Source organism: Planctomyces sp. SH-PL14 (assembly GCF_001610835.1).
In the GTDB taxonomy this organism is placed as follows: domain Bacteria; phylum Planctomycetota; class Planctomycetia; order Planctomycetales; family Planctomycetaceae; genus Planctomyces_A.
Window position 1 is genome coordinate 6,564,716 of sequence record NZ_CP011270.1, and the last position, 24,255, is coordinate 6,588,970.

Sequence of the window (24,255 nt, forward strand, 5' to 3'; positions counted from 1 at the left end):
GCTTGGCAATAGCGGGGTCCAGGGGGTACCCCTGGTGGGGGATGCAAGGGGGCGAAGCCTCCTTGCCCGCCGGAGGCCTGGTCGTCGAGAGACGTCTGAAGGAGATCGTGTCCAAACGCGGACAGTGTGCCGGATGCCCCCGCACCAACCCGCGCGGATTCCTGGGCGAGCGGTGATCCTCAACGCCGGTACCACAAAGCGGACGCCCGTTGCTTACCACGGTTCCTCATAGAAGCGCCTCCGGCGGCAAGGGGTTGCCCCCTGGACCCCGGCTGCCGTGGCACGTTGGGTTTGAGCGATCAGAGTCGCGCCGGCGAGGACGGGGTTTGAGCAACCAATGCATCCGCCAGAGTTGAGACTCCTCCCACCGTCCGACACAATAACGGATCGACTGCCTCTGATTTGATAGACGTCTGCCGGTTCGCCGATCGCCGCCGGAAAGGAACCGTTCCCGTGCTCCGCCCGCTCTTCGCCGCGCTCCTGCTCCTTTTTGCCTCATCGACCGGGTGGGCCGAGGACGCCGTCGTCGCTTTACCGTCCCAGTTCACGCTCCAGGGAACGAAGGCGTTCCAACGCGTCCTCGTCGAAAAAACGATCGACGGCACCGCGACCGAACAGCTTCGAACCGGCGTCGAGTTCGTTTCGAGCGACCCCGAAGTTGTGGTCGTCGAAGAGGGGATCGCCCGTCCGAAGGGGAACGGTCAGGCCGAGATCACGGCCAAAGTCGGCGACCGCTCCGCCACGATGAAGGTCAGCGTCTCCGGAATGGACCAACCGTCCGCCCTGAGTTTCCGGCACGACGTTCTCCCCATTCTCTCGAAGCTGAACTGCAACTCCGGGGCGTGCCATGGCGCGCTGGCCGGGAAGGGGGGCTTCCGGCTCTCGCTGCGAGGGTACGATCCGGTCACCGACCACTTCACGATCGTCAAGCAGGACCGCGGCCGCCGCATCGAGCTGGCCGATCCGGGCCGCAGCCTCCTGATCGCCAAGCCCTCCGGCGCCATCCCGCACAAGGGAGGACTGCGGTTCGAGACCGAGTCGGTCGACTACCGCATTCTGGCGGATTGGATCGCCAGCGGGGCCACCGAACCGCAGGCCGATGACCCCGAGGTGAGCCGGCTGGAAATCCTTCCGGAGCGAGCGGTGCTGAAGGTGAAAGACGCCGAGCAGCTCGTCGTCCGGGCACATTTCTCGAACGGGACGAGCCGCGACGTCACCCCGTGGGTGAAGTGGTCTTCGGCGAATGAGGCGGTCGCCCGCGTCGACGACAACGGGCTCGTTTCGATCGTCGGCCACGGCGAAGGAGCGCTCGTCGCGTGGTATTCCAGCAAGCTCGTGATCGCGAGCGTCACGGTGCCGTACCCCAATCAGGTCCCGGACTCCGCCTTCGCCCAGAAGCCGCGGAACGTCCTCGACGAACTGATCGACGCCAAGCTCAAGAGCCTGAACCTCCCGCCGTCGCCGCAGAGCGACGATGCCGAGTTCGTCCGCCGCGTCTACCTCGACACGATCGGGACGCTGCCGACGACCGACGAGGTTCGGACGTTCCTGGGGGACGCGTCGGCCGACAAGCGGGACAAGCTCATCGACGCCCTCCTGGCCCGGCCGGAGTTCGTCGATTACTGGACCTACCGCACGTCCGACGTCCTGATGCTGAACGGCACGCTGCTGCGGCCGGAGGCGATCAAGGCGTACTACGGCTGGATCCGGAAGAACATCGCCGCCAATACGCCGTGGGATCAGTTCGTCCGCGAGATCCTGACGGCCGTGGGGAGCAGCACCGAGAACGGCGCAACCAACTTCTACGCCCTCCACCAAGACCCCGAGAACATGACCGAGAACGCCTGCCAGGCGTTCCTCGGGCTCTCGATCGCCTGTGCCAAGTGCCACAACCATCCGCTCGAGAAATGGACCAACGACCAGTACTACGCGATGGCCAACCTCTTCGCCCGGGTCCGGGCCAAGGGGTGGGGCGGGGAGCCGCGGAACGGGGACGGCAAGCGGACGCTGTATGTCGCGGATATCGGCGACCTGATCCAGCCGCGGACCGGCAAACCGCAGCCGCCGACGCCGCTCGATGGCGTCCCGGTTGCGTTTGAGGATCCGTCGGACCGCCGCATTCATCTGGCGAAGTGGATGACCTCGCCGGAGAATCCGTACTTCGCCCGCTCGATCACGAACCGCGTCTGGAAGAATTTCTTCGGCGTCGGGCTCGTCGAGCAGGTGGACGACATGCGGGCCTCGAACCCGTCCAGCAATGACGCGCTTCTAAACGCGGCGGCGAAGCACCTCGTCGACAACAAGTTCGATCTCAAGTCGCTGATGAAGCTCATCCTCCAGTCGAACGCCTACCAGCGGACCAGCCAGCCGCTGGAGGAGAACAAGACTGAGCAGCGGTTCTACAGCCGCTACTACCCCAAGCGGATGATGGCCGAGGTCATGCACGATGCGGTCTGCCAGGTGGCGGAGGTTCCGAGCGACTTCACGCAGATCGCCTTCCCGGGGGCGGACAAGCAGAAGACCGACTTCTATCCCAAGGGGACGCGGGCGATTCAGCTCTACGACAGCGCCGTCGACAACTACTTCCTCCAGGCGTTCGGCCGGAATCAGCGGCGGATCACCTGCGAGTGCGAGCGGTCCGACGAGCCGAGCATGGTTCAGGTACTCCACATCGCCAACGGCGACACCGTGAACCAGAAGCTGAAGGCAGCCGATAGCCGCGTCGAGAAACTCATGCGGCTCCACGCGAGCGGAATGTCCCCCGAGGCCCTCGTCGACGAAGCGTACCTCTGTTCACTCTCGCGGTATCCGACGGCCCAGGAACGTTCGAACCTCCTGACGGTCCTGAACCAGACGCCGGAGACCGAGCTCCGCGGCGCGGTCGAGGACCTGTTCTGGGCAATCCTGAGCAGCCGCGAGTTCCTGTTCAATCACTGACGAAGGGCGGGGCGACTGTGGATCCGGCGGGCGTCGACGCCGCTGTTGCCGAAGCGGCCAACCTGATCCGCGACGCCGAGGCGATCGTCATCGGCGCCGGGGCCGGCATGGGAGTCGACTCTGGGCTGCCGGACTTCCGTGGGCCCGAGGGGTTCTGGCGGGCGTATCCGGCGTTCAAAGGGCGCCAGTTTTCGGAGATGTCGAACCCGTACTGGTTCGATCGAGACCCTGAGCTGGCGTGGGGCTTCTTCGGCCATCGCTTGCAGCTCTATCGCGATACGCCGCCGCACGCGGGCTTCTGGATCCTCAAGACCTGGATGGACTCGAAGCTGCTCGGCGGATTCGTCGTCACGAGCAACGTCGACGGGCAGTTCTCCAAGGCGGGGTTCGACCCGGAGCGGATCGTTGAGATCCACGGATCGATTCATCATCTACAGTGCGTCAAACGGTGCGGCCGAACGAGCGACATCTGGCCGGAGCCGGGACTGACGTTCGACATCGACGAGGCGGTCCGCACCTGTTCGCCATTGCCGCGCTGCCCGGGCTGCGGAGCGCTCGCCCGGCCGAACGTCCTCATGTTCGGTGACTACGGTTGGATTGGGGCGCGGTCGAACCAGCAGAGACGTCGCTTCGAGACCTGGATGCGGACGGTGAGACAGCGTCGGATCGCCGTCGTCGAACTCGGCGCCGGAACGGCGATCCCGTCGATTCGGATGGCCTGTGAATCGCTCGCCGATCAGGTAATCCGCATCAACCCTCGCGATCCCGATGGCCCGGTCGGAACGGTGTCGATCCCGCTGGGAGCGCTGGAGGGACTGCGGAGGATCGACACGCTTCTGTGAGCCCGCAGGAGCGGCTGGATGGACGCCGTGGAACGATCTGCGGACTTGGGGCTCTGTCGGCCCGGTGAAGGGCGTGTACGAAGCCAGTCGTGCCGATTCTGTGGGACGCCCCAAAACCGTCCTTGCCGGCACGACGCTGCTACCTCAAACCCAACGTGCCCCGGCAGCCTGGGGTCAAGGGGCCTGTGTTGTTTCTTTGGCCCCCTTGCCGCCGGAGGCATTTTCGTCGCGGAACCGTGGGACACAACAGATGTCCCCTTTGTGGTACCGGCGTTGAGGACTCCCTCACATCACACCGCTTGCGATGCAATCCCCGCGGGTTGGTGAGGGGGCATACGGCACGGTGTCCGCGCTTGGACACTCACTCCTTCAGACATCTTTCGACGGCCAGGCCTCCGGCGGGCAAGAGGGCGTTGCCCCCTTGCATCCCCCACCAGGGTGCCCCTGGACCCGGTGGGGCGATAGGTTCTCGCGACGTTCGGTCTTCGGTCTCGTCGCGGGCAACTTCTAGCCCTTGACCCCCAAGCCGACCATCTGCCGGTTCAGGTCCGCTTCCGCCTTCTCCAGCAACGTTCGCAGGTCGTCGACCAGGCCGGACGATCGTGTCGCATCGCCGAACATGAGCCGGTTGTACTGGGCGGCGTTCTTCCGGATCCTCGATGCCAGGGCGTCGTCGTCTTCCGCCCGCGCGGCCTGAGTCGCATCGCCGCGGAAGTCGAACGTCAGGCCAAGCTGCGTCCGGAAGGTATCAAGGTCCGACGGCGCTCCCGCGGTGACGACCCGCTCCACGGACTTTCGCAACTGGGCGGCGTAGGAGCCCGCGTTCTCCTCATCGAACAGGTCGCTGAACAACTCCGCGAACCTCTCGACCGCCACCGCCGTGTTCCGCGCCTGCTGCGGCACGACCGTCGACACGGTGCGGCGATACGTCGTTTCACTCCGGCTCGGCTCATAGGTCGCCGACGTCAGGCCGAGGGCGGACAGAAGACCCGTGCCGTTGTCATCCAGCGACAGGTTCGCCGAGGCGTTCCGCGATCGGAACTGCACCCGCTGTCCCGCGGCATCGAGCGTCGCATCGGCGCCGGTGAGGGACTGGGAGACGCGGTCCAGGATCGAGCGGAGCGAATCGGCGGCGGTGTTGAAGGCGATCTCTTCGCCGTTCACGACGAGCGAGCCGGACGTGACCCCCTGAAAGCCGGCCAACTCGCCGAGGGGCCGGTCGGCATCGTTCCCTGCGTCCTGACCGGGGGAGAGGGGGGCTCCGGTCAGCTTGGCGGCGGCCAGGAAGCCGGAGGTGTCGTTGTCGAGCGTGATCGTGGGGGCCGCCCCTTCGGTCTTCTGGGTGAGGAGGACTCGTTCCCCGGCGGCGTCGTAGGTGGCGGTCACTCCGGCGGTGGACTGTGTGATCTTCGTCAGGACGGAGTTGATGGAGTCGTTGGCCAGGACGTTGATCGTGGCGCCGTTCACGCGGAACGAGCCGCTCGTGACCGCCAGACCCGGCTGCAGGTTGGGGGAGTTGTTGCGCGTGCCGTTGAACGCCTTGGACGGGTCGGGGGCGCTGCCGACGTTGGCGAAGACTTCGACCGTGAAGGTGTTGTTGACCCGCAGGGTGCCGCTGGAGAGTGAGAGCGTCAGGCCGTTCTGAAGCGTGTAGACGGACCCGGCGGGCTGGAATCCGATGCTGATGTTGTCGAGGAGCTGGTTCGACTCATCCCGGACCTCGACGCGGGTGAAGAGCGCGGAGCCGACGGTGCCGTTGCCGCCGGCGACCCGGAAGGTGAGGGTCTGGGAGCCGTTCTGGCCGTTATAGACTCCGCCGATGGTGGGGAGCGCGGTCGATGCGCCGTTGAACGAGGGACCGAAGGGGGTGTAGGAGGTGGGGGTGGTGTTGAGCTGGGTTGTGGATTCGAGCCGTGCGGCGCTGGCCTGACGGTCCTGGAGGCCGAGGTTGGTGCCGAGTGGTGATTGGGCGGCGGCGCCGATGACGGTCTCGGTCCGAGTTTCGGACTGTTTCCGGATCTGGAGGCGGTCGAGGGTTCCGAGGAAGTCACTGAGGCGGGCGACGTCCTCCCGCAGTCCGGTGAGGTCGGTGGTGGGGCCGGCGCTGGGGGTGATTGGCGCCGCGGCGCGGGGGGAGGTTGCGAACCGGATCGATTCGGATCGGATTGAAATCAGTCCATACAAACGGCTTACCTCGCGGCTGGCGATCCGGTGTGGCGGATTGGCAGCATTCCGCACGCAGGAGAGCCTAGGTCGCGTGAGTGCGGGAGGTGGTTGCCGGGTTGTTTCCGCCTGGTGAAGGGGGTGTACGAATCCGGTCGTGCCGATTCTGAGGCCACTCCAAACCGCGTCCTCGCCGGCGCGGCTTTGATTGCTCAAACCCAACGTGCCACGGCCGCTGGGGTCAAGGGGGCAACCCCTTGCCGCCGGAGGCACTCCTGTGAGGAACCGTGGTAAGTGACGGACGTCCCCTTTGTGGTGCCCGCGTTGAAGACTCAACGCTCGTTGCGATATCCCCGCGGGTTCTTGAAGGAGCATCCGGCACGTTGTCCGCGCTTGGACGCGCGCTCCTTCAGACATCTCTCGACGGCCAGGCCTCCGGCGGGCAAAGGGCCAAGAAAACAAGACAGGCCCCTCTCCACTCCCCACCAGGGGCCAGCCCCTGGACCCCGGTCGACGTTTCCAGGATCACGTTTCTGTCATTGTTCGCACGGCAGCCTTACCGGCACCCTGGCTCCTGCGACGCCGGTGGACACCTCCTCACCGGATTTGTATTGTCCACGGGCTTATCACTTCGCAGGAAATACGCAGAATGGTCGCTGCAGAATCGTCGGTTTCGTCCCGGTGGCACAGACTCGCCGGACAAGTCTTGAACGGGCACCAGCTGGATCGCGACGAATGCCGCTCGATCCTCGAATGCCCCGACGTCGAGATCCTCGACCTCCTCGCCGCCACCTTCCGCGTCCGACAGCAACACTTCGGACTCAAGGTTCACTTCTACCTTCTCAAGAACGCCAAAAGCGGCCTCTGCCCCGAAGACTGCCACTACTGCTCGCAGTCCGTCATCTCCGAAGCCGAGATCGACAAGTACGTCATCGCCAACGAACGCGTCCTCATGGACGGCGCCCGCCGGGCCAAGGAACTCAACTCCCGCACCTACTGCATCGTCGCCAGCGGCCGCGGCCCCAGCGACCGCGAAGTTGACCACGTCTGCGGCGTCGTCAGGAAGATCAAGGATGAACTTGGCCTCCACATCTGCGTCTGCCTCGGCTTCCTCAAGCCTGAGCAGGCCCAGCGGCTGGCCGATGCCGGCGTCGACCGCGTCAACCACAACCTCAACACGAGCGAGCGGTTCTACCCCGAGATCTGCACCACCCACACCTACGCCGACCGCGTCGACACGCTCAACGTCGTCAAGAACGCGGGGATGGAGCTCTGCAGCGGCCTGATCGTCGGGATGGGCGAGCAGAACGAAGACATCATCGACGTGATCATGGACCTGCACGGCCTGAAGGTCGCGTCGATCCCGGTCAACTTCCTGCACGCCGTCGACGGCACCCCGCTCCAGCGGAAGCACGACCTCGACCCGCGGTACTGCCTGAAGGTCCTCTGCCTTCTCCGGCTCGCCCACCCGGCGGTCGAGATCCGCATCGCTGGCGGACGGGAGCTCAACCTGCGTTCGATGCAGGCCATGGGACTTTACGCTGCCAACTCGCTGTTCGTCAGTGACTACCTGACGACGAAGGGGCAGAGCCCCGAGCTCGACTTTGAGATGATCAAGGACCTCGGTTTTGAGATCATTGTTGACGACCACCATGAGTCGCCATCTGGCCACGAAGCCGCAGCCGAGCAGCCGGCCCTGGCCTAGCGCACGGCGTTCTGGCCGGACGGACGCCCATAGCTCAAACCCAACGTGCCACGGCAGCCGGGGTCAAGGGGCCACGCCCCTTGCCGCCGGAGGCACTTCCATGAGGAACCGTGGTACACAACGGATGTCCGCATTGTGGTACCAGCGTTGAGGACTCCCTCATACCACACCGCTGGCTTTGCAATCCCCGCGGGTTGGTAATGGGGCATGCGGCACGGTGTCCGCGTTTGGATACGCACTCCTGCCGATGTTGTCCGACGAGCCAGGCCTCCGGCGGGCAAGGGGGCCAAAGAAACAACACAGGCCCCCCTGCACCCCCTGACCAGGGTCCCCCTGGACCCGGTGGACTAGGCCGCTCCGAAAAATCCCTCTACAGTCGGCACCGAGTCTCGCTTTCTCTCCCAGGTTCGATCGCCCCATGCCCACTCGCTACGTAGTTCGCTTCGGCATGATGCGGCAGGTCGCGGAGTTCGGCGTCAAACAGGACGACGTCTACGCCCGTGGGGCTCAGGTCATCGTCCGCAGCCCCCGCGGACTGGAATGGGGCGAAGTCCTCTGCGAGGCGACCGAGCGGACCCGGGAGTACCTCGGCGGCCAGGATCCCGTCGGCCGGGTCATGCGGCAGGCGAACGCCGACGACGAACGGCTCCGCGATGAGCTGTGGCGGAAGGAACAGGACGCCTTCCTGATCGCCCGCGAACTCGTCGAGGAACACAAGCTCGCGATGCAGCTCGTCGATGTCGAACACCTCTTCGGCGGCGAAAAGCTCACCTTCTACTACGTCTCCGAGGCCCGCATCGACTTCCGCGAACTGGTCAAGTCGATGGCCAAGCGGTTCAACCTGCGGATCGAGCTGCGGCAGATGGGGATCCGCGACGAGGCGAAGCTCCTCGCGGACTACGGCGACTGTGGCAAGCCGGTCTGCTGCAACACGCACCTCCACGAGATGCCCCCGGTCTCGATGAAGATGGCCAAGCTCCAGAAGGCGACGCTCGATCCCGCCAAAATCTCCGGCCGCTGTGGACGCCTCAAGTGCTGCCTCCGCTACGAGTACGACACCTACGAGGAATACCGCAAGGAACTCCCGGGCGTAGGGAAATTCGTCATCACCCGCGACGGCAAGGGGAAGGTCATCGGGCAGGAGATCCTCGCCCGTAAGGTGCTCGTCGTCTACGAGGACAACCGGCGGGTGCTGCTCGGCGAGAGCGACATCGTCACTGTCGTCGGCTCGGCCCAGAAGACGCGCGAGGAGCGGAGTGATGACGCCGATGACCGCACCGAATAGTGCGGCGGGCCGTTCCGGCGGAGTCGAGTCCAAGCGGGCGATCATCGTCGGGGCGAGCTCCGGGATCGGCCGCGAACTGGCGATCGTGCTGTCGCAGGCGGGGTGGTCTGTTGGTCTGATGGCCCGCCGGCACGAAGAGCTGGAAGAGACCGCGCGCAGGATGACGTCGCCCGGAATCGTCACGGTGGCTGATCTCGCGGACGTCGAAGCGGCTCAGGTTCGCTTTGCCGAACTGATGGCACAGCTCGGTGGGGTCGAGCTGGTGGTCCTCTCGTCCGGCGTCGGCTTTCTGAATCCCGACCTGAGCTGGCCTGAGGAGCAGCAGACAATCGCAGTGAACGTCACCGGCTGTGCGGCTCTGGCAGGGGCCGCCTTTCGGGAGTTCGAGCGGGCAGGGCGGGGACACCTCGTCGGGATCTCCTCGATCGCAGCGATCCGCGGAGGAGCAGCCGCGCCCGCCTACGGGGCGTCGAAGGCGTTCCTCTCGAACTACCTGGAGGCGCTCCGCTGCCGGGCGATCAAGAAGCGGCTGCCGATTGCCGTCACGGACATCCAGCCCGGCTTCGTCGACACCGCGATGGCGAAGGGTGAGGGAAAATTCTGGGTCGCCTCGCCGCAGGTCGCGGCCCGGCAGATCTACGGCGCGATCCTTCGCCGCCGCCGCCACGCTTACGTCACACGGCGATGGCGGCTCATCGCGTGGCTCCTCCGGTGGCTTCCCGAGTCGCTGTACGCGCGGATGTAGTTCCCGCGGCGCCGCGGGAGAGGATTCCCGTCGAATCGGGACACACCCGGTGGTCCTCTCCCGGTAAAATAGGCGGCCTCGCCAGCACGTCGCGCGCGTGGCCGCGACGGACCGGAAACCCGGAGAATCGCCGGAGAGAGTGGACGCGGCACCCGAATGCACATTGCGATCGTCACCGCCGGCGGCGCGGGTATGTTCTGCGGCTCGTGCATGCACGACAACGCCTGGGCCCGCGCGCTGATCGCGGCTGGCCACCGGGCGACGCTGATCCCGACCTACACGCCGATCCGGGTTGATGAAGAAGACCTCAGCATCGACCGGGTCTTCTTCGGCGGGATCAACGTCTATCTCGACGCCCGCTCCCGGCTGTGGCGGAGTCTCCCGCCGGTTTTCAAAAAGTGGCTCGACCGCCCCGGTGTGATCTCGGCGATCACCCGCTGGGCCGGCGGAGTCAGCAACAGCGCGGCCGATCTCGGCGACCTGACGCTCGCGATCCTCGAAGGGGAGGCGGGGCCGCTCCGCGAGGCGGGGGATGAACTGGCCCGGTTCCTCCGGGACCTCAATCCCGATGCCGTGATCTTCAGCAACGCTCTCCTGTGCGGGGCGGTGCGGCGGCTCAAGGAGCTTTACCGGGGGCCGGTCTACTGCATCCTCCAGGGAGATGATGTTTTCCTCGACGAACTGACGCCGGCGCTCCGGCGGCAGGCAGTCGAGCGGATCAGCGCCCGGGCGGCGGAGTTCGACGGGTTCATCGCCCACAGCGCCTTCTACCGCGACTACATCGCCGCGTACCTGCAGTTGCCCGTCGAAAAGTTCTTCACGATCCCGCTCTCGATCGATGCCAGCGAGCTTCCCGTTCCGGCCGAGCCCCGTCCGGCGGACGCGCCGTTCACGATCGGCTACTTCGCCCGGCTCGCTCCCGAGAAGGGGCTGCACCATCTGATCGACGCCTTCGAGATCCACCACCGGAGCCATCCCGACTCGCGGCTGCGGATCGGCGGCTATCTGCCGGAACGCCATGTGAAGTGGGTCGAGAACCTCAAGGCCCGCGCTCAGAAACTGGATGGAGCAGTGGAGTTCGTCGGCAGTCCCGACACGCTCGAAGAGAAACGTGACTTCTACCGGAGTATTGACGTCCTGTCGGTCCCCACCGAGTTCCTGGAACCGAAGGGGATCTACGTCCTGGAAGCCCTGGCGACGGGCGTTCCGGTCGTTCAGCCAGCCCACGGGGCGTTCCCCGAGCTGCTGGAGGCAACCGAGGGAGGGCTGCTGGTTCCACCGAAGAATCCTGTCGCCCTGGCTGACACGTTTTCCCGACTGAAGGCGGACCGGGCCGAGCGGCGGCGGCTTGGGGAGCGGGGCGCCAGGGGGGTGCGCGAGTCGCATTCGCCGGCGGCGCTTGCGGCGGCGACGATCCGCGGGCTGGAGGCGAGTGCTGCGTCGACCGCGTCCTTGCCGGTAAAGCTCCCATAGCTCAAACCCAATGTGCCACGGCAGCCTGGGGTCAAGGGGGCCTGTGTTGTTTCTTTGGCCCCCTTGCCGCCGGAGGCATTCCGGTGAGGAACCGTCGTACACAACGGACGTCCCCTTTGTGGAGACGGTGTTGAGGACTCCCTCACACTGGAACGCTCGCTCTGGAATCCCTGCGGGTTAGGTGAGGGGGCATCCGGCACGGTGTCCGCGTTTGGACACTCTCTCCTTCAGATATCTCTCGACGAGAGGGCCTCCGGCGGGCAAAGGGGCGTTGCCCCTCTGCACTCCCCACCAGGGGCCCCCTGGACCCAGTAGGACTGTGATGTGGGGGGGCGCATAATAAGCTCGTCTCCTTATGAGGTCGTTTTGACTGAACTCGCCGCCACCGTCCTGATCGCCCACGGCAGCCGCCGCCCCGAAGCCAATGCAGACCTCGTCCGCCTGGCCGAACTGCTCCATCCGCGCCTGCCGCAGGACCGGATCGAAATCGCCTACCTCGAACTGGCGGAGCCTTCGATTCCGACCGCCCTGCAGAAGTGCGTCGATGCCGGGGCGGCAACGGTGCGGATGCTTCCGTTCTTCCTCTCGGCCGGCGCGCACGTCACCGAGGACCTGGAAGAGTTCCGCCGCGAGTTCGCCGGACAGCATCCGGCCATCCGTTTCCTGCTCGCTCCGCCGATCGGACTGCACCCCGGCATTGTCGACATCCTCGTCGATCGGCTGGCCGAAGCGTCATGAGCCGGACGCGGGAAACTGCACGGCGACCTGCGTGAAGTGGTAGAGGAAGATCCCGGCCGAAACCGTGACGTTAAGGGAATCGGTCCCGAGGGCCATCGGGATCAGGACTTTGTGGTCGCAGCGCTCGGCCCACTCCGGCTCGAGCCCATCCGCCTCGTTCCCGAGGAGCAGCGCCAGCCGCCGCGGGCGGGCCATCGTCGCGAGCGGCACAGCGGCCGGATCGAGGAGCGTTGCCGCCAGCTCGAAGCCCGCCGCCTTGAGGTCCGACAGAGTCCCGCCGAGATCCGTCGGCTGAACGATCGGCAGGTGGAACGCGTTCCCCATCGAGACGCGAAGGACGCGGCGGCTGAAGGGATCGACGCTCGGCGGCCCGACGACCAGGGCCGCGGCTCCGAACGCCCGGCACAGCCGCATCAGCCCGCCGAGGTTGTCCGGGTCGGTGATCCGCGGGCAGACGACGACAAGCTCGACTGGCACCGAGTCGGCGGCCGCGTCCGTCGCTGGCGGGAAGAGGTCGCCGATCGCCGGTCCCGGCAGCCGCGTGCCGCAGGCCATGATCCCGCCGTGGAACTGATACCCGACCAGCTCGCTGGCGAGGTCCTCGGGGAGCAGCAGGACCGGGGCGCCGCGGAGGTCGACGCGGTCGAGGAGATGCCGCCGCCGGTCCGTTGCCAGGATCGACTCAACGGGATAGCGGCTCGCGAGCAGCCGCTCGACGACGCGGTGCCCCTCGGCGATGAACTTCCCTTCGCGGGCCTCGGCTCGCTTTGTTTTGACGTCCCGGTAGGACGCGAGCCGCGGATCATCGAGCGAGGCGATCGGGATGTCCGGTATGGCCGCTACAGGATCCACAGCCGCACGTACCAGTTCAGAAAGTGACCCAGCGGAGGAAACACGCCGGCCAGGACCCACAGCGGATAGTAGAACGCGACGACCCACGAGGAGCCGCTCGCATAGACCGCCTCATACCACCGCCAGTACATCGGCCCGATCGAGAGGGCGTAGAGGACGAACAGAAACGCGTAGCGGTAGACGATCCCCCGGAAACGGCCCCACTGCGGGCCCGTGGCCACCTGCTTGCCGAACTCCAGGATCGAGCTTCCAGAGGGCACGGATAACTCCGGTCGGGATCATCCCGGAACCGAGGAGCGGGGGGCGGCGGAGGGGCAGGGCGGGGGACGCGAGCGGAGCGGACGCAAGGCAACCCGTCCGGGCGAGCGGAGTCGATCCGCCCGCCCGGACCGAATCGGTTCAGATGGCGGGGTCCGCGGCGGCTTCGCTCGAGGACTTGAGCAGCGACCGGAGCACGTTGTGCATGATCCCGCCGTTGCGGTAATACTCGACTTCGACCGGGGTATCGATCCGGCAGGTCGTGACGAAGTGGACCACGTCGCCATCGGTCTTGGTCGCCGTGACTTCGACCGCCTGCCGGGGCTTGAGGCTGTCGTTCAGAGCGACTTCGAAGGTCTCGGTTCCGTCGAGGCCGAGGGTCTCGCGGTTTTCCCCTTCACGGAACTGGAGCGGCAGGACTCCCATGCCGACGAGGTTCGAGCGGTGGATCCGCTCGAAGCTTTCAGCGATGACGCAGCGGACGCCGAGCAGGTACGTCCCCTTGGCGGCCCAGTCGCGGGAGGAGCCCGTTCCGTACTCCTTGCCGGCCAGGACCATCAGCGGGATCGAGGCCGCCTGGTACTTGACCGAGGCGTCGAAGATCGACATCTGCTCGCCCGTCGGGAGGAACTTGGTGGCGTTCCCCTCGACACCCGGGACAAGCAGGTTCTTGAGGCGGATGTTGGCGAACGTGCCGCGGGTCATGACCCGGTCGTTGCCGCGGCGGGCGCCGTAGCTGTTGAAGTCGTCCGGCTTCACGCCGTGCTTCTGCAAATAGAGTCCGGCCGGCGAATCCTTCTTGATGTTGCCGGCCGGGCTGATGTGGTCGGTCGTGACCGAGTCGGCGACCGAGACGAGGACGCGGGCATTCTTGATCGAGCCGATCGGCTTGGGGACCGCCGGCATGTCGACGAAGAACGGGGGCTCCTGGATGTAGGTGCTGTCCTTGTCCCACTCGTACAGGTCGCCGGTCGTGCCTGCGATCGCCTGCCACTCCGGAGGACCGTCGGCGGCGTGCGAGTATTCGCGGACGAACATATCGGGCGACATGCTCTTGGCGATGGCGTCCGAGATCTCCTTCTGCGTCGGCCAGATGTCCTTGAGGAACACCGGTTCGCCCTTGGTGTCGTTGCCGAGCGGCTCGGTGTCGAGGTCGATGTCTGTCGTCCCGGCGAGGGCGTAGGCGACGACGAGCGGCGGGCTGGCGAGGTAATTCGCCTTCACGTGCTGCTGCACGCGGCCTTCGAAGTTCCGGTTCCCCGAGAGGACCGAGGTCGCCACGAGATTCCCGTCGACGATCGCCTGGGCGACCGGCTCCGGCAGCGGACCCGAGTTTCCGATGCAGGTCGTGCATCCGTAGCCGACGGTCTGGAAACCGAGGGCGTCGAGGTGCGGCGTGAGGCCGGCCCGGTTGAGGTAGTCAGTCACGACGCGGCTGCCGGGGGCGAGGCTCGACTTGACCCACGGCTTGCGGGTCAGGCCCTTGGCGACCGCCTTCTTGGCAACGAGGCCGGCGCCGATCATGACGCTCGGGTTACTCGTATTCGTGCAGCTCGTGATGGCGGCGATGACGACGGCGCCGTCGGTGATCGAGACCGGGCCGCCGTTTGCTCCGGGGACCGGCGGATCGTCGCCGGCGATGAGGCTGTCGGAGATCGACTGGGCCGCCTTGATCTCGACCGGCTTCGAGGCTTCGGCCTTGCCGAACGCGCCGGCGAGGTCCTTCCGCCAGTTCGTCTTCATGTCCTTGAGGAGGATCCGGTCCTGCGGTCGCTTCGGGCCGGCCATCGAGGGCTGGACGACCGACAGGTCGAGTTCGAGCGTGCTGGTGAAAATCGGGTCCGGCGAGCCGGGCGTGCGGAAGAGGCCCTGTTCCTTGTAGTAGCTCTCGACGAGGTCGAGGACCGCCCGCGGGCGGCCGGTCCGCTCGAGGTACCGGAGGGTCTCGTGGTCGACCGGGAAGAACCCGATCGTCGCTCCGTATTCGGGGGCCATGTTGGCGATCGTGGCGCGGTCGGCGAGCGACATCGCGTCGAGGCCGGGGCCGAAGAACTCGACGAACTTCCCGACGACCCCGTGCTTGCGGAGCATCTGGGTGACGGTGAGGACCATGTCGGTCGCGGTCGCCCCTTCGGGGAGCTGGCCGGTAAGGCGGAAGCCAACGACTTCCGGCATGAGCATGTAGATCGGCTGGCCGAGCATCACCGCTTCGGCCTCGATCCCGCCGACCCCCCAGCCGACGACCCCCAGGCCGTTGATCATGGTGGTGTGGCTGTCGGTCCCGACGAGCGAGTCGGGATAGGCGACGCCGTTCTTCTCGAGGACGACGGTCGCCAGGTATTCGAGGTTCACCTGGTGGACGATGCCGGTCGCGGGGGGAACGACGCGGAAGTTCTGGAACGCCTTCTGTCCCCACTTGAGGAACTGGTAGCGTTCCATGTTCCGTTCGAACTCGATGTCGATATTCCGCTGGAGGGCGGTGGCGGTGGCGAATTCATCGACCTGAACGGAGTGGTCGATGACGAGGTCGCACTGGACGAGGGGGTTGATCTTCTTGGGATCGCCGCCCATGCGGACCATGGCGGCCCGGAGGGCGGCGAGGTCGACGACGGCCGGGACGCCGGTGAAGTCCTGGAGGACGACGCGTCCCGGCATGAACGGGATTTCGACTTCCTTGGGCTTGGCCGCCTTCCACTGGGCGACTTCTTTGACGTGTTCTTCGTTGACGATGAAGTCGTCGACGTTCCGGAGGCACGCTTCGAGCAGTACGCGGATCGAGTAGGGGAGCTTGTCGATCGGTCCCAGGCCCGCCTTTTCGAGGGCGTCGAGGCGGAAGATGGTGTAATCGCCGTGGGAGGTCTTGAGGGTGCTGCGGGAACCGAAAGCGTTACCGGTCATTGAAGGGGGTGCGGAACGAGGGAGGATCGCGGAGCCTGAAGCCGATGGGCAGGGCACATCAGGTGGTAAGTTATCAGAAAGGCGAGGCAGGGGCCAACGGCGGGTGAATTCGTTGATGTATTCGCGGAAAGGGTGGACTGGCGTTGTTGGAAGTCGCGAACGACGTCCTTGCCGGCACAGCGTCGCTTGCTCAGACCCAACGTGCGCCGGCAGCCGGGGTCAAGGGGGGAACCCCTTGCCGCCGGAGGCGCTTCCACGAGGAACCGTGGTAAGTAACGGGCGACCGCTTTGGGCAGCCGGCGTTGAGGACTCACCGCTCGCTCTGCAATCCCGGCGGGTTGGTGAGGGGGCATACGGCACGTTGTCCGCGTTTGGATACGCACTCCTTCAGAGAAACTCTCGACGGCCAGGCCTCCGGCGGGCAAGGGGGCGTGGCCCCCTTGCATCCCCCACCAGGGGTTACCCCCTGGACCCCGGTGAACAAAAAAAGGCACGCCTTCCGTTTCCGGAAAGCGTGCCTTTAGTTCTTGGACTTCGACGGGCGAACTAGACCGCCGCGGCCATCCGCTTCGCCTGTTCAGCCGCTTCTTCGATCACACCCACATACATGAACGCCGATTCCGGCAGATGATCCCACTTGCCGTCACAGATCTCATCGAAGCTGCGGATCGTCTCGGCCAGCGGGGTAATGTTCCCCTTCTTGCCGGTGAACGCTTCCGCCACAAGGAACGGCTGCGACAGGAACCGCTCGATCCGGCGAGCCCGGAGAACGATCAGCTTGTCTTCTTCCGCCAGTTCGTCGACCCCGAGGATCGCGATGATGTCCTGCAGTTCGCGATACCGCTGGAGAGTCTTCTGAACCCGGCGAGCCACGCGGTAGTGGTTCTCCCCGACGATCTGCGGGTCGAGAATTCGGCTCGACGAAGCCAGCGGATCGATCGCGGGATAAATCCCCTTCTCGGCGATCTTCCGCTCCAGATAAATGAACGCGTCCAGGTGGCTGAACGCCGTCGCCGGAGCAGGGTCCGTCGGGTCGTCGGCAGGGACGTACACCGCCTGCACCGACGTAATGGCCCCGCGCTTCGTCGAGGTGATCCGCTCCTGAAGAGCACCGAGCTCGGTCGCCAGGGTCGGCTGGTAACCGACGGCGCTCGGCATACGGCCGAGAAGAGCAGACACTTCCGAACCGGCCTGCGAGAACCGGAAGATGTTGTCGACGAACAGGAGCGTGTCGGCCCCGGTCGCGTCGCGGAACCATTCGGCCATCGTCAGGGCCGAGAGAGCGACGCGGAGACGGGCTCCGGGGGGCTCGTTCATCTGGCCGAACACCATGCAGGTCTGTTCGATGACCGAACGACCGGTGTTGCCGATCTCCGTTTCCTGCATTTCGAGCCAGAGGTCGTTCCCTTCGCGGGTCCGCTCACCCACGCCGGCGAACACCGAGTAACCCCCGTGGGCACTGGCGATACGGGCGATGAGCTCCTGCAGAATGACGGTCTTACCGAGACCGGCACCGCCGAACAGACCCGCCTTACCGCCGCGGACAAACGGCGTCAGGAGGTCGACGACCTTGATCCCGGTTTCGAAGACTTCCGTCTTCGACGAGAGGTCTTCGTTCTTCGGGGGAGCCCGGTGGATCGGCCACTGCTCGGCGGCATTCACGGGACCACGGCCGTCGATGACGTCGCCGGTGACGTTGAAGACGCGGCCCAGGGTTTCCTTGCCGACAGGAACGGCGAGCGGAGCGCCCGTGTCGAGGACCTCCATCCCGCGGACCATTCCGTCCGTCGTCCCGAGAGCGATGCAGCGGACGCGTCCGCCGCCGAGGTGCTGCTGGACCTCGCCGGTCACCTTGACCGCGACGCCCTTGGTCTCAGCCTGGATCTTGACGGCGTTGAAGATGTCCGGAAGACGGTCGGGCGCGAACTCAACGTCGAACGTCGAGCCGATGATCTGCGTCACGCGACCGGTATTGGAAGCGGTAACCATGTCGTAGTTCCTGAGTGAGACGGAAGGAGGCAGCTCGTTCCGTTATTCCAAAGCGGCGGCGCCGCCGATGATTTCGCTGAGTTCCGACGTGATCTGGCTCTGGCGAGCCCGGTTGTAGGCCATCGAGAGGGACTTGATCATGTCCTGCGCGTTCTCGTTGGCCGCCTTCATGGCGACGCGGCGGGCAATCTGCTCACCGACCGCCGAATCGAGGAAGCACTTGAAGAACCGGGCCTTGAAGGCCTCCGGGACGATCTGCTCCAGGATCTCCCGCGGGCTCGGCAGGAACTCGTAGTCGACGTTCGTCGTCCCGCTTCCGGCTTCTTCGGCGAGGTCGCCGATCGGCAGAAGGGTCTGGACCGACGCCTGCTGACGGGCCGCCGACAGGAACCGCTGGTAGACGACGTCGACGCGGTCAATCTTTCCCGCGATGAAGTCGTTGATGTAGCGGGTCGCGATCGGGTTGACCTCGTCGAAACGAGGCTTGTCTTCGAACTCGGTGTAGCTGTGGGCCAGCGGCAGCTTTTCGAACTTGGCGAAGGCGATCCCGCGACGGCCCGACATCTCGATCTGAACGTTCTTCCCCTGAGCCCGGAGCTCCTTCAGGCGAGCCATCGCCAGCCGCAGGAGACCCGAGTTGTAGCCGCCGCACAGGCCGCGGTTCGACGTCAGGATCAGGAGGACGACGTTCTTCTCTTCCGCCGGCTGCTTCAGGAGCGGGTGCTCGAAGCTCAGCTTCGCCTTGGCCAGGTCGGCGACGATCTCGTTGATCTTCTTCGTGTACGACGCGGCGGCGGCAGCCCGGTCCATTGCCTTCTTGAACCGCGCGGTGGCGATGAGTTCCATCGTCCGCGTGATCTTGGCAATATTCCGAACCGCCTTGCGGCGCTTCACAAGAAGTCGAGCGTTGGCCATGGGGAGTCGTCAGTTCTCGGTTGTCAGTAACCGGTCGGCCGAGCCGAAGCTCCGCCGACCGATGGTCCGCTTGGCACCGACTAGTGGGCGGCCACAGCCTTCTTCGGTTCGGCCTTCGGAGCCGCCGCTGCGGTCGGGGCGGCTGCTGCGGCCGGAGCGGTCTCGTACTTGTACCGGGCGCGGAACGCTTCCAGGGCGGCCTTGAGGAGGTTCTCGGTGTCGCCGCTCAGGTCCTTCGTGTTCAGAAGGGCGTCGCGGACTTCCGACTTCTCATCGCGGATGAACTGGAGGAGCTGCTTCTCGGCTTCGGCCACGCGGGCGACCGGAACGTGGTCGAGGTACCCCTTCGTACCGGCGTAGATCGAGATGACTTGGTCGGCGAAGGAGAGCGGCTCGTACTGCGGCTGCTTGAGGAGCTCGATCATCCGCTTGCCGCGGTCGAGCTGTGTCTGCGTCGCCTTGTCGAGTTCGGTACCGAGCTGGGCGAACGCTTCCAGTTCGCGGAAGGCGGCGAGGTCGAGACGGAGCGAGCCGGCGACCTTTTTCATGGCCTTCGTCTGGGCGTTACCACCGACGCGAGACACGGAAATACCGACGTTGATGGCGGGGCGGACCCCGGCGAAGAACAGCGACGGTTCGAGGTAGATCTGGCCGTCCGTGATCGAAATCACGTTCGTCGGGATGTAGGCCGACACTTCCCCTTCGAGCGTTTCGATGATCGGCAGGGCGGTCATCGAGCCGCCGCCGAGCTCGTCCGAGAGCTTGGCCGCGCGTTCGAGGAGGCGGCTGTGGCAGTAGAAGATGTCCCCGGGATACGCCTCGCGTCCGGGAGGACGCCGCATGAGGAGCGACATCTGGCGGTAGGCCTGGGCCTGCTTCGTCAGGTCGTCGTACACGCACAGGGTGTGCTTCCCCTGGTACATGAAGTGTTCGGCGATCGCCGCCCCGGCGTAGGGGGCGAAGTACTGCAGCGGAGCGGGGTCCGAAGCGGACGCGGAGACGACGATGGTGTAGTCCATCGCGCCTTTCTCGCGGAGCGCTTCCACGATCCCGGCGACCGACGACGCCCGCTGTCCGCAGGCGACGTAGATACAGATGACGTCGCCGCCCTTCTGGTTGATGATCGTGTCGATCGCGACGGCCGACTTGCCGGTCTTGCGGTCGCCGATGATCAGTTCCCGCTGGCCGCGGCCGACGGGGGTCATGGCGTCGACCGCCTTGATCCCGGTCTGGAGCGGCTGCTTGACCGGCTGCCGCTGGGCGACGCCGGGGGCCGGGAACTCGATCGGGCGGGTCTGGTCGGTGATGACCGGGCCCTTGCCGTCGAGCGGGTTGCCGAGCGGGTCGATGACGCGGCCGATCATCGATTCCCCGACGGGAACCGAGAGGAGCGCGCCGGTCGTCTTGACTTCGTCCCCTTCCTGGATCTTGAGATAGTCCCCGAGGATCACGATCCCCACGGAGTTCTCTTCCAGGTTGAAGCACATGCCGCGCGTGCCGCTCTTGAACTCGACCATCTCCCCCGCCATGGCGGAGGAGAGACCGACGGCGCGGGCGATCCCGTCCCCGACCTCGATGACCTTGCCCACTTCGGCAGTCTGGAGCTGCCCCTGGAAGTTGGCAATTTCACCCGTCAATACTGAAGCGATTTCGTCCGCTTTGAATTTCATTGAGGTACCTCTCGCGCAAACGCTGCTTGAGTGACTTGAGCTGAGTGCGCAGTGAACCGTCGTAAACGGTGTCGCCGACCTGAACGACCAACCCTCCCAACAGGGAGGGGTCGACCTGCGTTTCGAGAATGGGCTCGAAACCGAATGTACTTCTTAAACGCTCGGCCACGGCGCCGGACTGCTCATCGCTGAGCGGGACTGCGCTCTTGACCGCCACCCGCTTGCGATTCGACCGGACGTCGAACTCCAACCGCGCCTGCTGGGCAATGACCGGAAGCAGGTCGAGCCGTTCGTGCCGGGCCAGGACGTGCAGGAAGTTCGTAAAGAACTCCGACGCCCGCGGCTTGACGATGCGGTCGATCAGTTCCGCCTTCTGCTCCCGGGTCGTAACGACCGAGGTCAGAAGCGAATTGAAATCGCGGGAGCTTCCGAGAACCTCGGAAACGAACGACTCCAAGTCCTCAAGCGGGTCGTGCTGACCCGCCTGCTGGGCGGCATCGAGATAGGACACCGCGTAGACCCGCGCCACGGCCTGCTCGCTGGGATCAGCCAGGACATGGGTGGGGCGGACCGGTGCTTGTTCGATGTGCGTCGTCATCGTGGTTCGAGGAGTCGGCGAAAGTTAGGGCAGCGGACGACAGGCAGCGGAAACCGCGACCCGACCGCCAGCGGATTGCCGGCAACACTTCACCAAAGACCTGCTTGCTCCCTTACGCCTTGGACGAAACCTGATTGATAGCGTCCCGGATGAGGCGGTCATGGTCCGCCCCGCTCAGGCCGCTTCCGAGAACCCGCTCCGTCGCCGCGCTGACCTGGCCGGCCAGCGAGTCGAAGATCTCGCTGAGCGCCTGGTCCTTGGCCCGGCTGATCTCGGCGAGAGCGCGGTTCTTGATCGCTTCCGCTTCCGCTTCCGCCTGCTTCAGGATGCTCGCCTTGACGGTCTCCGCATCGCGGCGACCTTCGGCAACGAGCCCCTTGACGTGCTCTTCCACCGCCTCGAGACGCCCCTTGTGCTCCTTCATGAACGACTCGGCCTGGAGACGCGAGGTCTCGGCATCGGCGATCGCCTGCCGGATTCCCGCTTCACGGGCATCGAGCGCCCCGGAGATCTTCGGCCAGGCCAGGGACTGGAGGCTGAAGAACAGCACGAGGAAGACGATGAAGGTGTAGATCGCGAGGTCGGGCGAGAACTCCGAAGGGTCCTTCACCGCCTTGCTGACATCTTCGCCGATGTGGGCGTGGTGCCCGCCGTGACCGTGATCGGCATGAGCGTCGCCATGAGCGGCTTCGCCGGCAGCAGGGGCTGCGGCGGCCGGTGCGGGGGGGGCTTCCTGGGCCCGCGCGGCGGAGCCGGCGGCCAGGGTGAATCCCAGCGAGAGGGCGATCGTCAGGACGAGACGGCGAATGCGTTGCACGGAGGCACCTATCGACAAGCGACCGAGGCATCACGCGGGCAGGACCCGCGGCTGTAGCGGCAGGAGGGCGACCGGGGTCAGCCGGTCGTCCGGATTCAGTTAGCCGCCCACGGGTTCTGCTGCATGCAGACGAAGATCGCGAAGAAGGTGAAACCTTCGATAAGGGCGGCCGCGATGATCATGGCGATCTGGATGTTGCCGGCGACTTCCGGCTGGCGGGCCATGCTCTCGAGAGCGGCGGCGGCCAGCTTGCTGATGCCGTAGGAAGCGCCGATGGCGACGAGGCCGGCGCCGAAGGCTCCGGAGAACGTGATCAGCGGCGGATTGACGGCGCCAGGAGCCTGGGCCATGGCCGGTGCGGCGGTGATCAGGACGACCGCGATCATGACAGAGAGAACTCGAACGAACTTGCTCACGGACACTACTCCCAGCTTGTGAGGAAAACCTCTGACCAGTGATTCACACTCTCCACGACCCGCTGCCGCGGAGAGTCGACAATTTCAACGGAACACGTCATGCGGAGCGGAACACCGAGGGAGTCCGTCCGGCAGTTGTGGCTTAGTGGTGATGGGTGGCGGCGGAAATGAACAGGGCCGACAGGAAGGTGAATACGTACGCCTGAAGGAAGGCGACGCCGAGTTCCAGGACGCTGAGCGTCGCCGCTCCGAAGACGCTGAGGACCGAGGTCGTCAGGAAGACTCCGGTGCTCGCCTTGGCGGCCGCGACGACCATGCCAAGGATCGCCAGGAGCACGAGGTGGCCCGCCACCATATTCGCCAGGAGTCGAATCCCCAGCACCGCGTGCTTGATGATCGTCCCCAGGAGTTCGATGAAGAAAATGCCGATCTTGAGCGGGAAGAGCCAGGCCGGCAGGTCCATGTGCGGAACAAGATTCAGCCAGAAGCCCGCCACGCCCAGTTCCTTGGTGCCGTACACGAGGCCGACCAGGAAGGTCATGATCCCCAGCGTCAGCGTCACCCCGAAGGCCCCCGTCGCCGCTCCGACCCAGGGGAGCATGCCGAACAGGTTCATCGTCAGGATGAAGAAGAAGACCGTCCACAGGTAGGGGACGAACTTCTCGTAACCGTGGCCGATCGCCGGGTGGGCGACTTCGTCACGGATGAAGACGAGGCTGGTTTCCAGAGCGTTCCAGCCGCGGCCCCGCGGGGGCTCGCCCGCCTTCACGCGGTCGGCGAGGCTCTTGAACATCCAGAAGACGAGGATCGCGGCGATCGTTTCGACGATCATGAACCGCGAGATCGCGAAGCCCGATTCCTTCTCGTAGAGATTCTTCAGCGTCCCGAACGGCTGGGGGATCAGGATCTTCCCGGCCATCGCGTCGGTGAATTCCTTCGGCGACGACGTGGGGTGCGCCTTGACGAGGAACTCGGGGACGTCGCTCTTCGAGTGGTAGACAGGACGCCACAGAAAACGAGGGACCTCGAAGAAATAGCTGTCCTTGATGTGGAGGATCGGGTCAGCCATGGGTTTTCGAAGACGTGTTCGATTCCGTGTTGTGTGAGGCCCCAGCCGAAGGGGCGCTCACGATAACGACCGACAAAACGGTTTCAACCATTAACGAAACGAGAAAAAAGCACAGGAGCATCCCCACGATGCCGGCCTTCGCCAGCGTCGGGCTGGAGACCGCCAGAACAAAGGCGGACGCCAGGGGAACTCCCGTTCTCAATCCCATCGCACCGAACGTTCCGGTCAGGGCGTTCGGGGTGGCGGCTGTGATCGCGACCAGCAGCAGGGCGCTGAGGGAGGCGATCCAGCAGATCACCGCCGCCAGGAGGGCGGAGACGATCCCATTGGACCCGTATCGCTCGTGGCCGATGGCGGCCCCGATGCATCCCCCGACCGCCATGACGACCGACAACATCAGGCAGCAGCCGGCGACAAGTCGTCGGGACGGGGGCTGTCTGGGAGGTTTCGGCGTCCGCGGAGTCGCGGGGGGTGAAGTCTGTGGCCCGGAGGCCTTCATCTCTGCCGCGTCGTCCGGTTCACTCACGTTTTACGAACTCGGCGGCCGGGGTGTCTTGTTGGACGGGATCTTGGTCGGCGGCGCTTTGACGACCGCCAGCAGGGCGACGATTCCAATCGTCAGCCCGAGGGCGAAACCCGCCAGGGTGAACACCTGCGTTCCGAACCGGCTGTCCAGCCAGGTTCCTCCCAGCCCGGGAAGCACCATCACGGCCACGATCGCCAAGATCCGAGAGACCCACTCGATTGCCGTGGCGGTGGCTTTCGCCTGCTGGGCAATCTGGTTGTCGTCGGGTTCCTTGGGCTGATACACGCGACCTGGTATCCGCCTGGGACGGGGGCCGGATCCTGCGGTCGGAGGGCAGAACGCCCCCGCAGTTGTGCTCC

20 protein-coding genes are annotated in these 24,255 nt (G+C 65.5%); 7 read left to right on the forward strand and 13 right to left on the reverse strand.

Translation table 11 applies throughout. From position 1 onward, the window contains the following. The first annotated feature begins 453 nt into the window (after window positions 1-453). Window positions 454-2,937, forward strand: a complete 2,484-nt coding sequence (locus VT03_RS25175; RefSeq protein WP_075095556.1) for a DUF1553 domain-containing protein — start codon at window positions 454-456, stop codon at window positions 2,935-2,937. Between the two features lie 17 nt (window positions 2,938-2,954). Continuing rightward, window positions 2,955-3,779 (forward strand): SIR2 family NAD-dependent protein deacylase, encoded by an 825-nt coding sequence (locus tag VT03_RS25180; RefSeq protein WP_075095557.1) that lies wholly within the window; start codon window positions 2,955-2,957, stop codon window positions 3,777-3,779. A 507-nt stretch (window positions 3,780-4,286) separates the two neighbouring features. On the opposite strand, the gene VT03_RS25185 is transcribed toward VT03_RS25180, so the two are convergent. Next, on the reverse strand, window positions 4,287-5,963 hold the full coding sequence (locus VT03_RS25185; RefSeq protein WP_075095558.1) for a hypothetical protein: 1,677 nt from the start codon (window positions 5,961-5,963) through the stop codon (window positions 4,287-4,289). A gap of 685 nt (window positions 5,964-6,648) precedes the next feature. Between VT03_RS25185 and bioB the strand changes: the two genes are divergently transcribed. The 5 genes from bioB (at window position 6,649) to VT03_RS25210 (ending at window position 11,888) form a co-directional block, all read left to right on the forward strand. Further along, window positions 6,649-7,647 carry a biotin synthase BioB gene (bioB, locus tag VT03_RS25190; protein WP_231870513.1) on the forward strand — a complete coding sequence of 333 codons (999 nt, stop codon included), beginning with the start codon at window positions 6,649-6,651 and terminating at the stop codon, window positions 7,645-7,647. Between the two features lie 418 nt (window positions 7,648-8,065). Further along, window positions 8,066-8,932 (forward strand): stage 0 sporulation family protein, encoded by an 867-nt coding sequence (locus VT03_RS25195; protein WP_075095560.1) that lies wholly within the window; start codon window positions 8,066-8,068, stop codon window positions 8,930-8,932. Then, a complete protein-coding gene (locus VT03_RS25200) occupies window positions 8,916-9,677 on the forward strand; it encodes an SDR family NAD(P)-dependent oxidoreductase (protein ID WP_075097287.1) in 762 nt (253 codons plus the stop codon). The genes VT03_RS25195 and VT03_RS25200 overlap by 17 nt, the downstream gene beginning before the upstream one ends. A gap of 156 nt (window positions 9,678-9,833) precedes the next feature. Continuing rightward, window positions 9,834-11,150 carry a glycosyltransferase family 4 protein gene (locus tag VT03_RS25205; protein ID WP_075095561.1) on the forward strand — a complete coding sequence of 439 codons (1,317 nt, stop codon included), beginning with the start codon at window positions 9,834-9,836 and terminating at the stop codon, window positions 11,148-11,150. Between the two features lie 366 nt (window positions 11,151-11,516). Beyond that, complete coding sequence (locus VT03_RS25210; RefSeq protein ID WP_075095562.1) at window positions 11,517-11,888, forward strand: sirohydrochlorin chelatase; 372 nt, start codon at window positions 11,517-11,519, stop codon at window positions 11,886-11,888. On the opposite strand, the gene VT03_RS25215 is transcribed toward VT03_RS25210, so the two are convergent. From VT03_RS25215 to VT03_RS25270, 12 genes are all read right to left on the reverse strand, one after another. Then, the gene (locus tag VT03_RS25215) at window positions 11,883-12,740 is read right to left on the reverse strand and encodes a TrmH family RNA methyltransferase (protein ID WP_082846521.1); all 858 of its coding nucleotides are present in this window, start codon (window positions 12,738-12,740) and stop codon (window positions 11,883-11,885) included. The genes VT03_RS25210 and VT03_RS25215 overlap by 6 nt on opposite strands. Further along, window positions 12,728-13,000 carry a hypothetical protein gene (locus VT03_RS25220; protein ID WP_075095563.1) on the reverse strand — a complete coding sequence of 91 codons (273 nt, stop codon included), beginning with the start codon at window positions 12,998-13,000 and terminating at the stop codon, window positions 12,728-12,730. The genes VT03_RS25215 and VT03_RS25220 overlap by 13 nt, the downstream gene beginning before the upstream one ends. A 139-nt stretch (window positions 13,001-13,139) precedes the next feature. Further along, window positions 13,140-15,896: an aconitate hydratase AcnA gene (acnA, locus tag VT03_RS25225; RefSeq protein ID WP_075095564.1), complete on the reverse strand. Its 2,757-nt coding sequence runs from the start codon at window positions 15,894-15,896 to the stop codon at window positions 13,140-13,142. Between the two features lie 546 nt (window positions 15,897-16,442). Next, window positions 16,443-17,885, reverse strand: coding sequence for a F0F1 ATP synthase subunit beta (gene atpD, locus VT03_RS25230; protein WP_075095565.1), 1,443 nt, complete (start codon window positions 17,883-17,885; stop codon window positions 16,443-16,445). A 42-nt stretch (window positions 17,886-17,927) separates the two neighbouring features. Further along, a complete protein-coding gene (gene atpG / locus VT03_RS25235; RefSeq protein WP_075095566.1) occupies window positions 17,928-18,800 on the reverse strand; it encodes an ATP synthase F1 subunit gamma in 873 nt (290 codons plus the stop codon). Between the two features lie 80 nt (window positions 18,801-18,880). Continuing rightward, window positions 18,881-20,470 carry a F0F1 ATP synthase subunit alpha gene (gene atpA, locus VT03_RS25240; protein ID WP_082846522.1) on the reverse strand — a complete coding sequence of 530 codons (1,590 nt, stop codon included), beginning with the start codon at window positions 20,468-20,470 and terminating at the stop codon, window positions 18,881-18,883. Then, window positions 20,427-21,068, reverse strand: a complete 642-nt coding sequence (atpH, locus tag VT03_RS25245) for an ATP synthase F1 subunit delta (protein ID WP_075095567.1) — start codon at window positions 21,066-21,068, stop codon at window positions 20,427-20,429. The genes atpA and atpH overlap by 44 nt, the downstream gene beginning before the upstream one ends. 112 nt (window positions 21,069-21,180) lie before the next feature. Beyond that, window positions 21,181-21,885 (reverse strand): ATP synthase F0 subunit B, encoded by a 705-nt coding sequence (locus VT03_RS25250; protein ID WP_075095568.1) that lies wholly within the window; start codon window positions 21,883-21,885, stop codon window positions 21,181-21,183. A 95-nt stretch (window positions 21,886-21,980) separates the two neighbouring features. After that, complete coding sequence (gene atpE / locus VT03_RS25255; RefSeq protein WP_231870514.1) at window positions 21,981-22,301, reverse strand: ATP synthase F0 subunit C; 321 nt, start codon at window positions 22,299-22,301, stop codon at window positions 21,981-21,983. Window positions 22,302-22,443: 142 nt separating this feature from the next. Next, on the reverse strand, window positions 22,444-23,370 hold the full coding sequence (gene atpB, locus VT03_RS25260) for a F0F1 ATP synthase subunit A (protein ID WP_075095570.1): 927 nt from the start codon (window positions 23,368-23,370) through the stop codon (window positions 22,444-22,446). After that, complete coding sequence (locus VT03_RS25265; protein WP_075095571.1) at window positions 23,363-23,767, reverse strand: hypothetical protein; 405 nt, start codon at window positions 23,765-23,767, stop codon at window positions 23,363-23,365. The genes atpB and VT03_RS25265 overlap by 8 nt, the downstream gene beginning before the upstream one ends. A gap of 132 nt (window positions 23,768-23,899) precedes the next feature. Further along, complete coding sequence (locus tag VT03_RS25270) at window positions 23,900-24,181, reverse strand: AtpZ/AtpI family protein (RefSeq protein ID WP_075095572.1); 282 nt, start codon at window positions 24,179-24,181, stop codon at window positions 23,900-23,902. Window positions 24,182-24,255 lie beyond the last annotated feature (74 nt).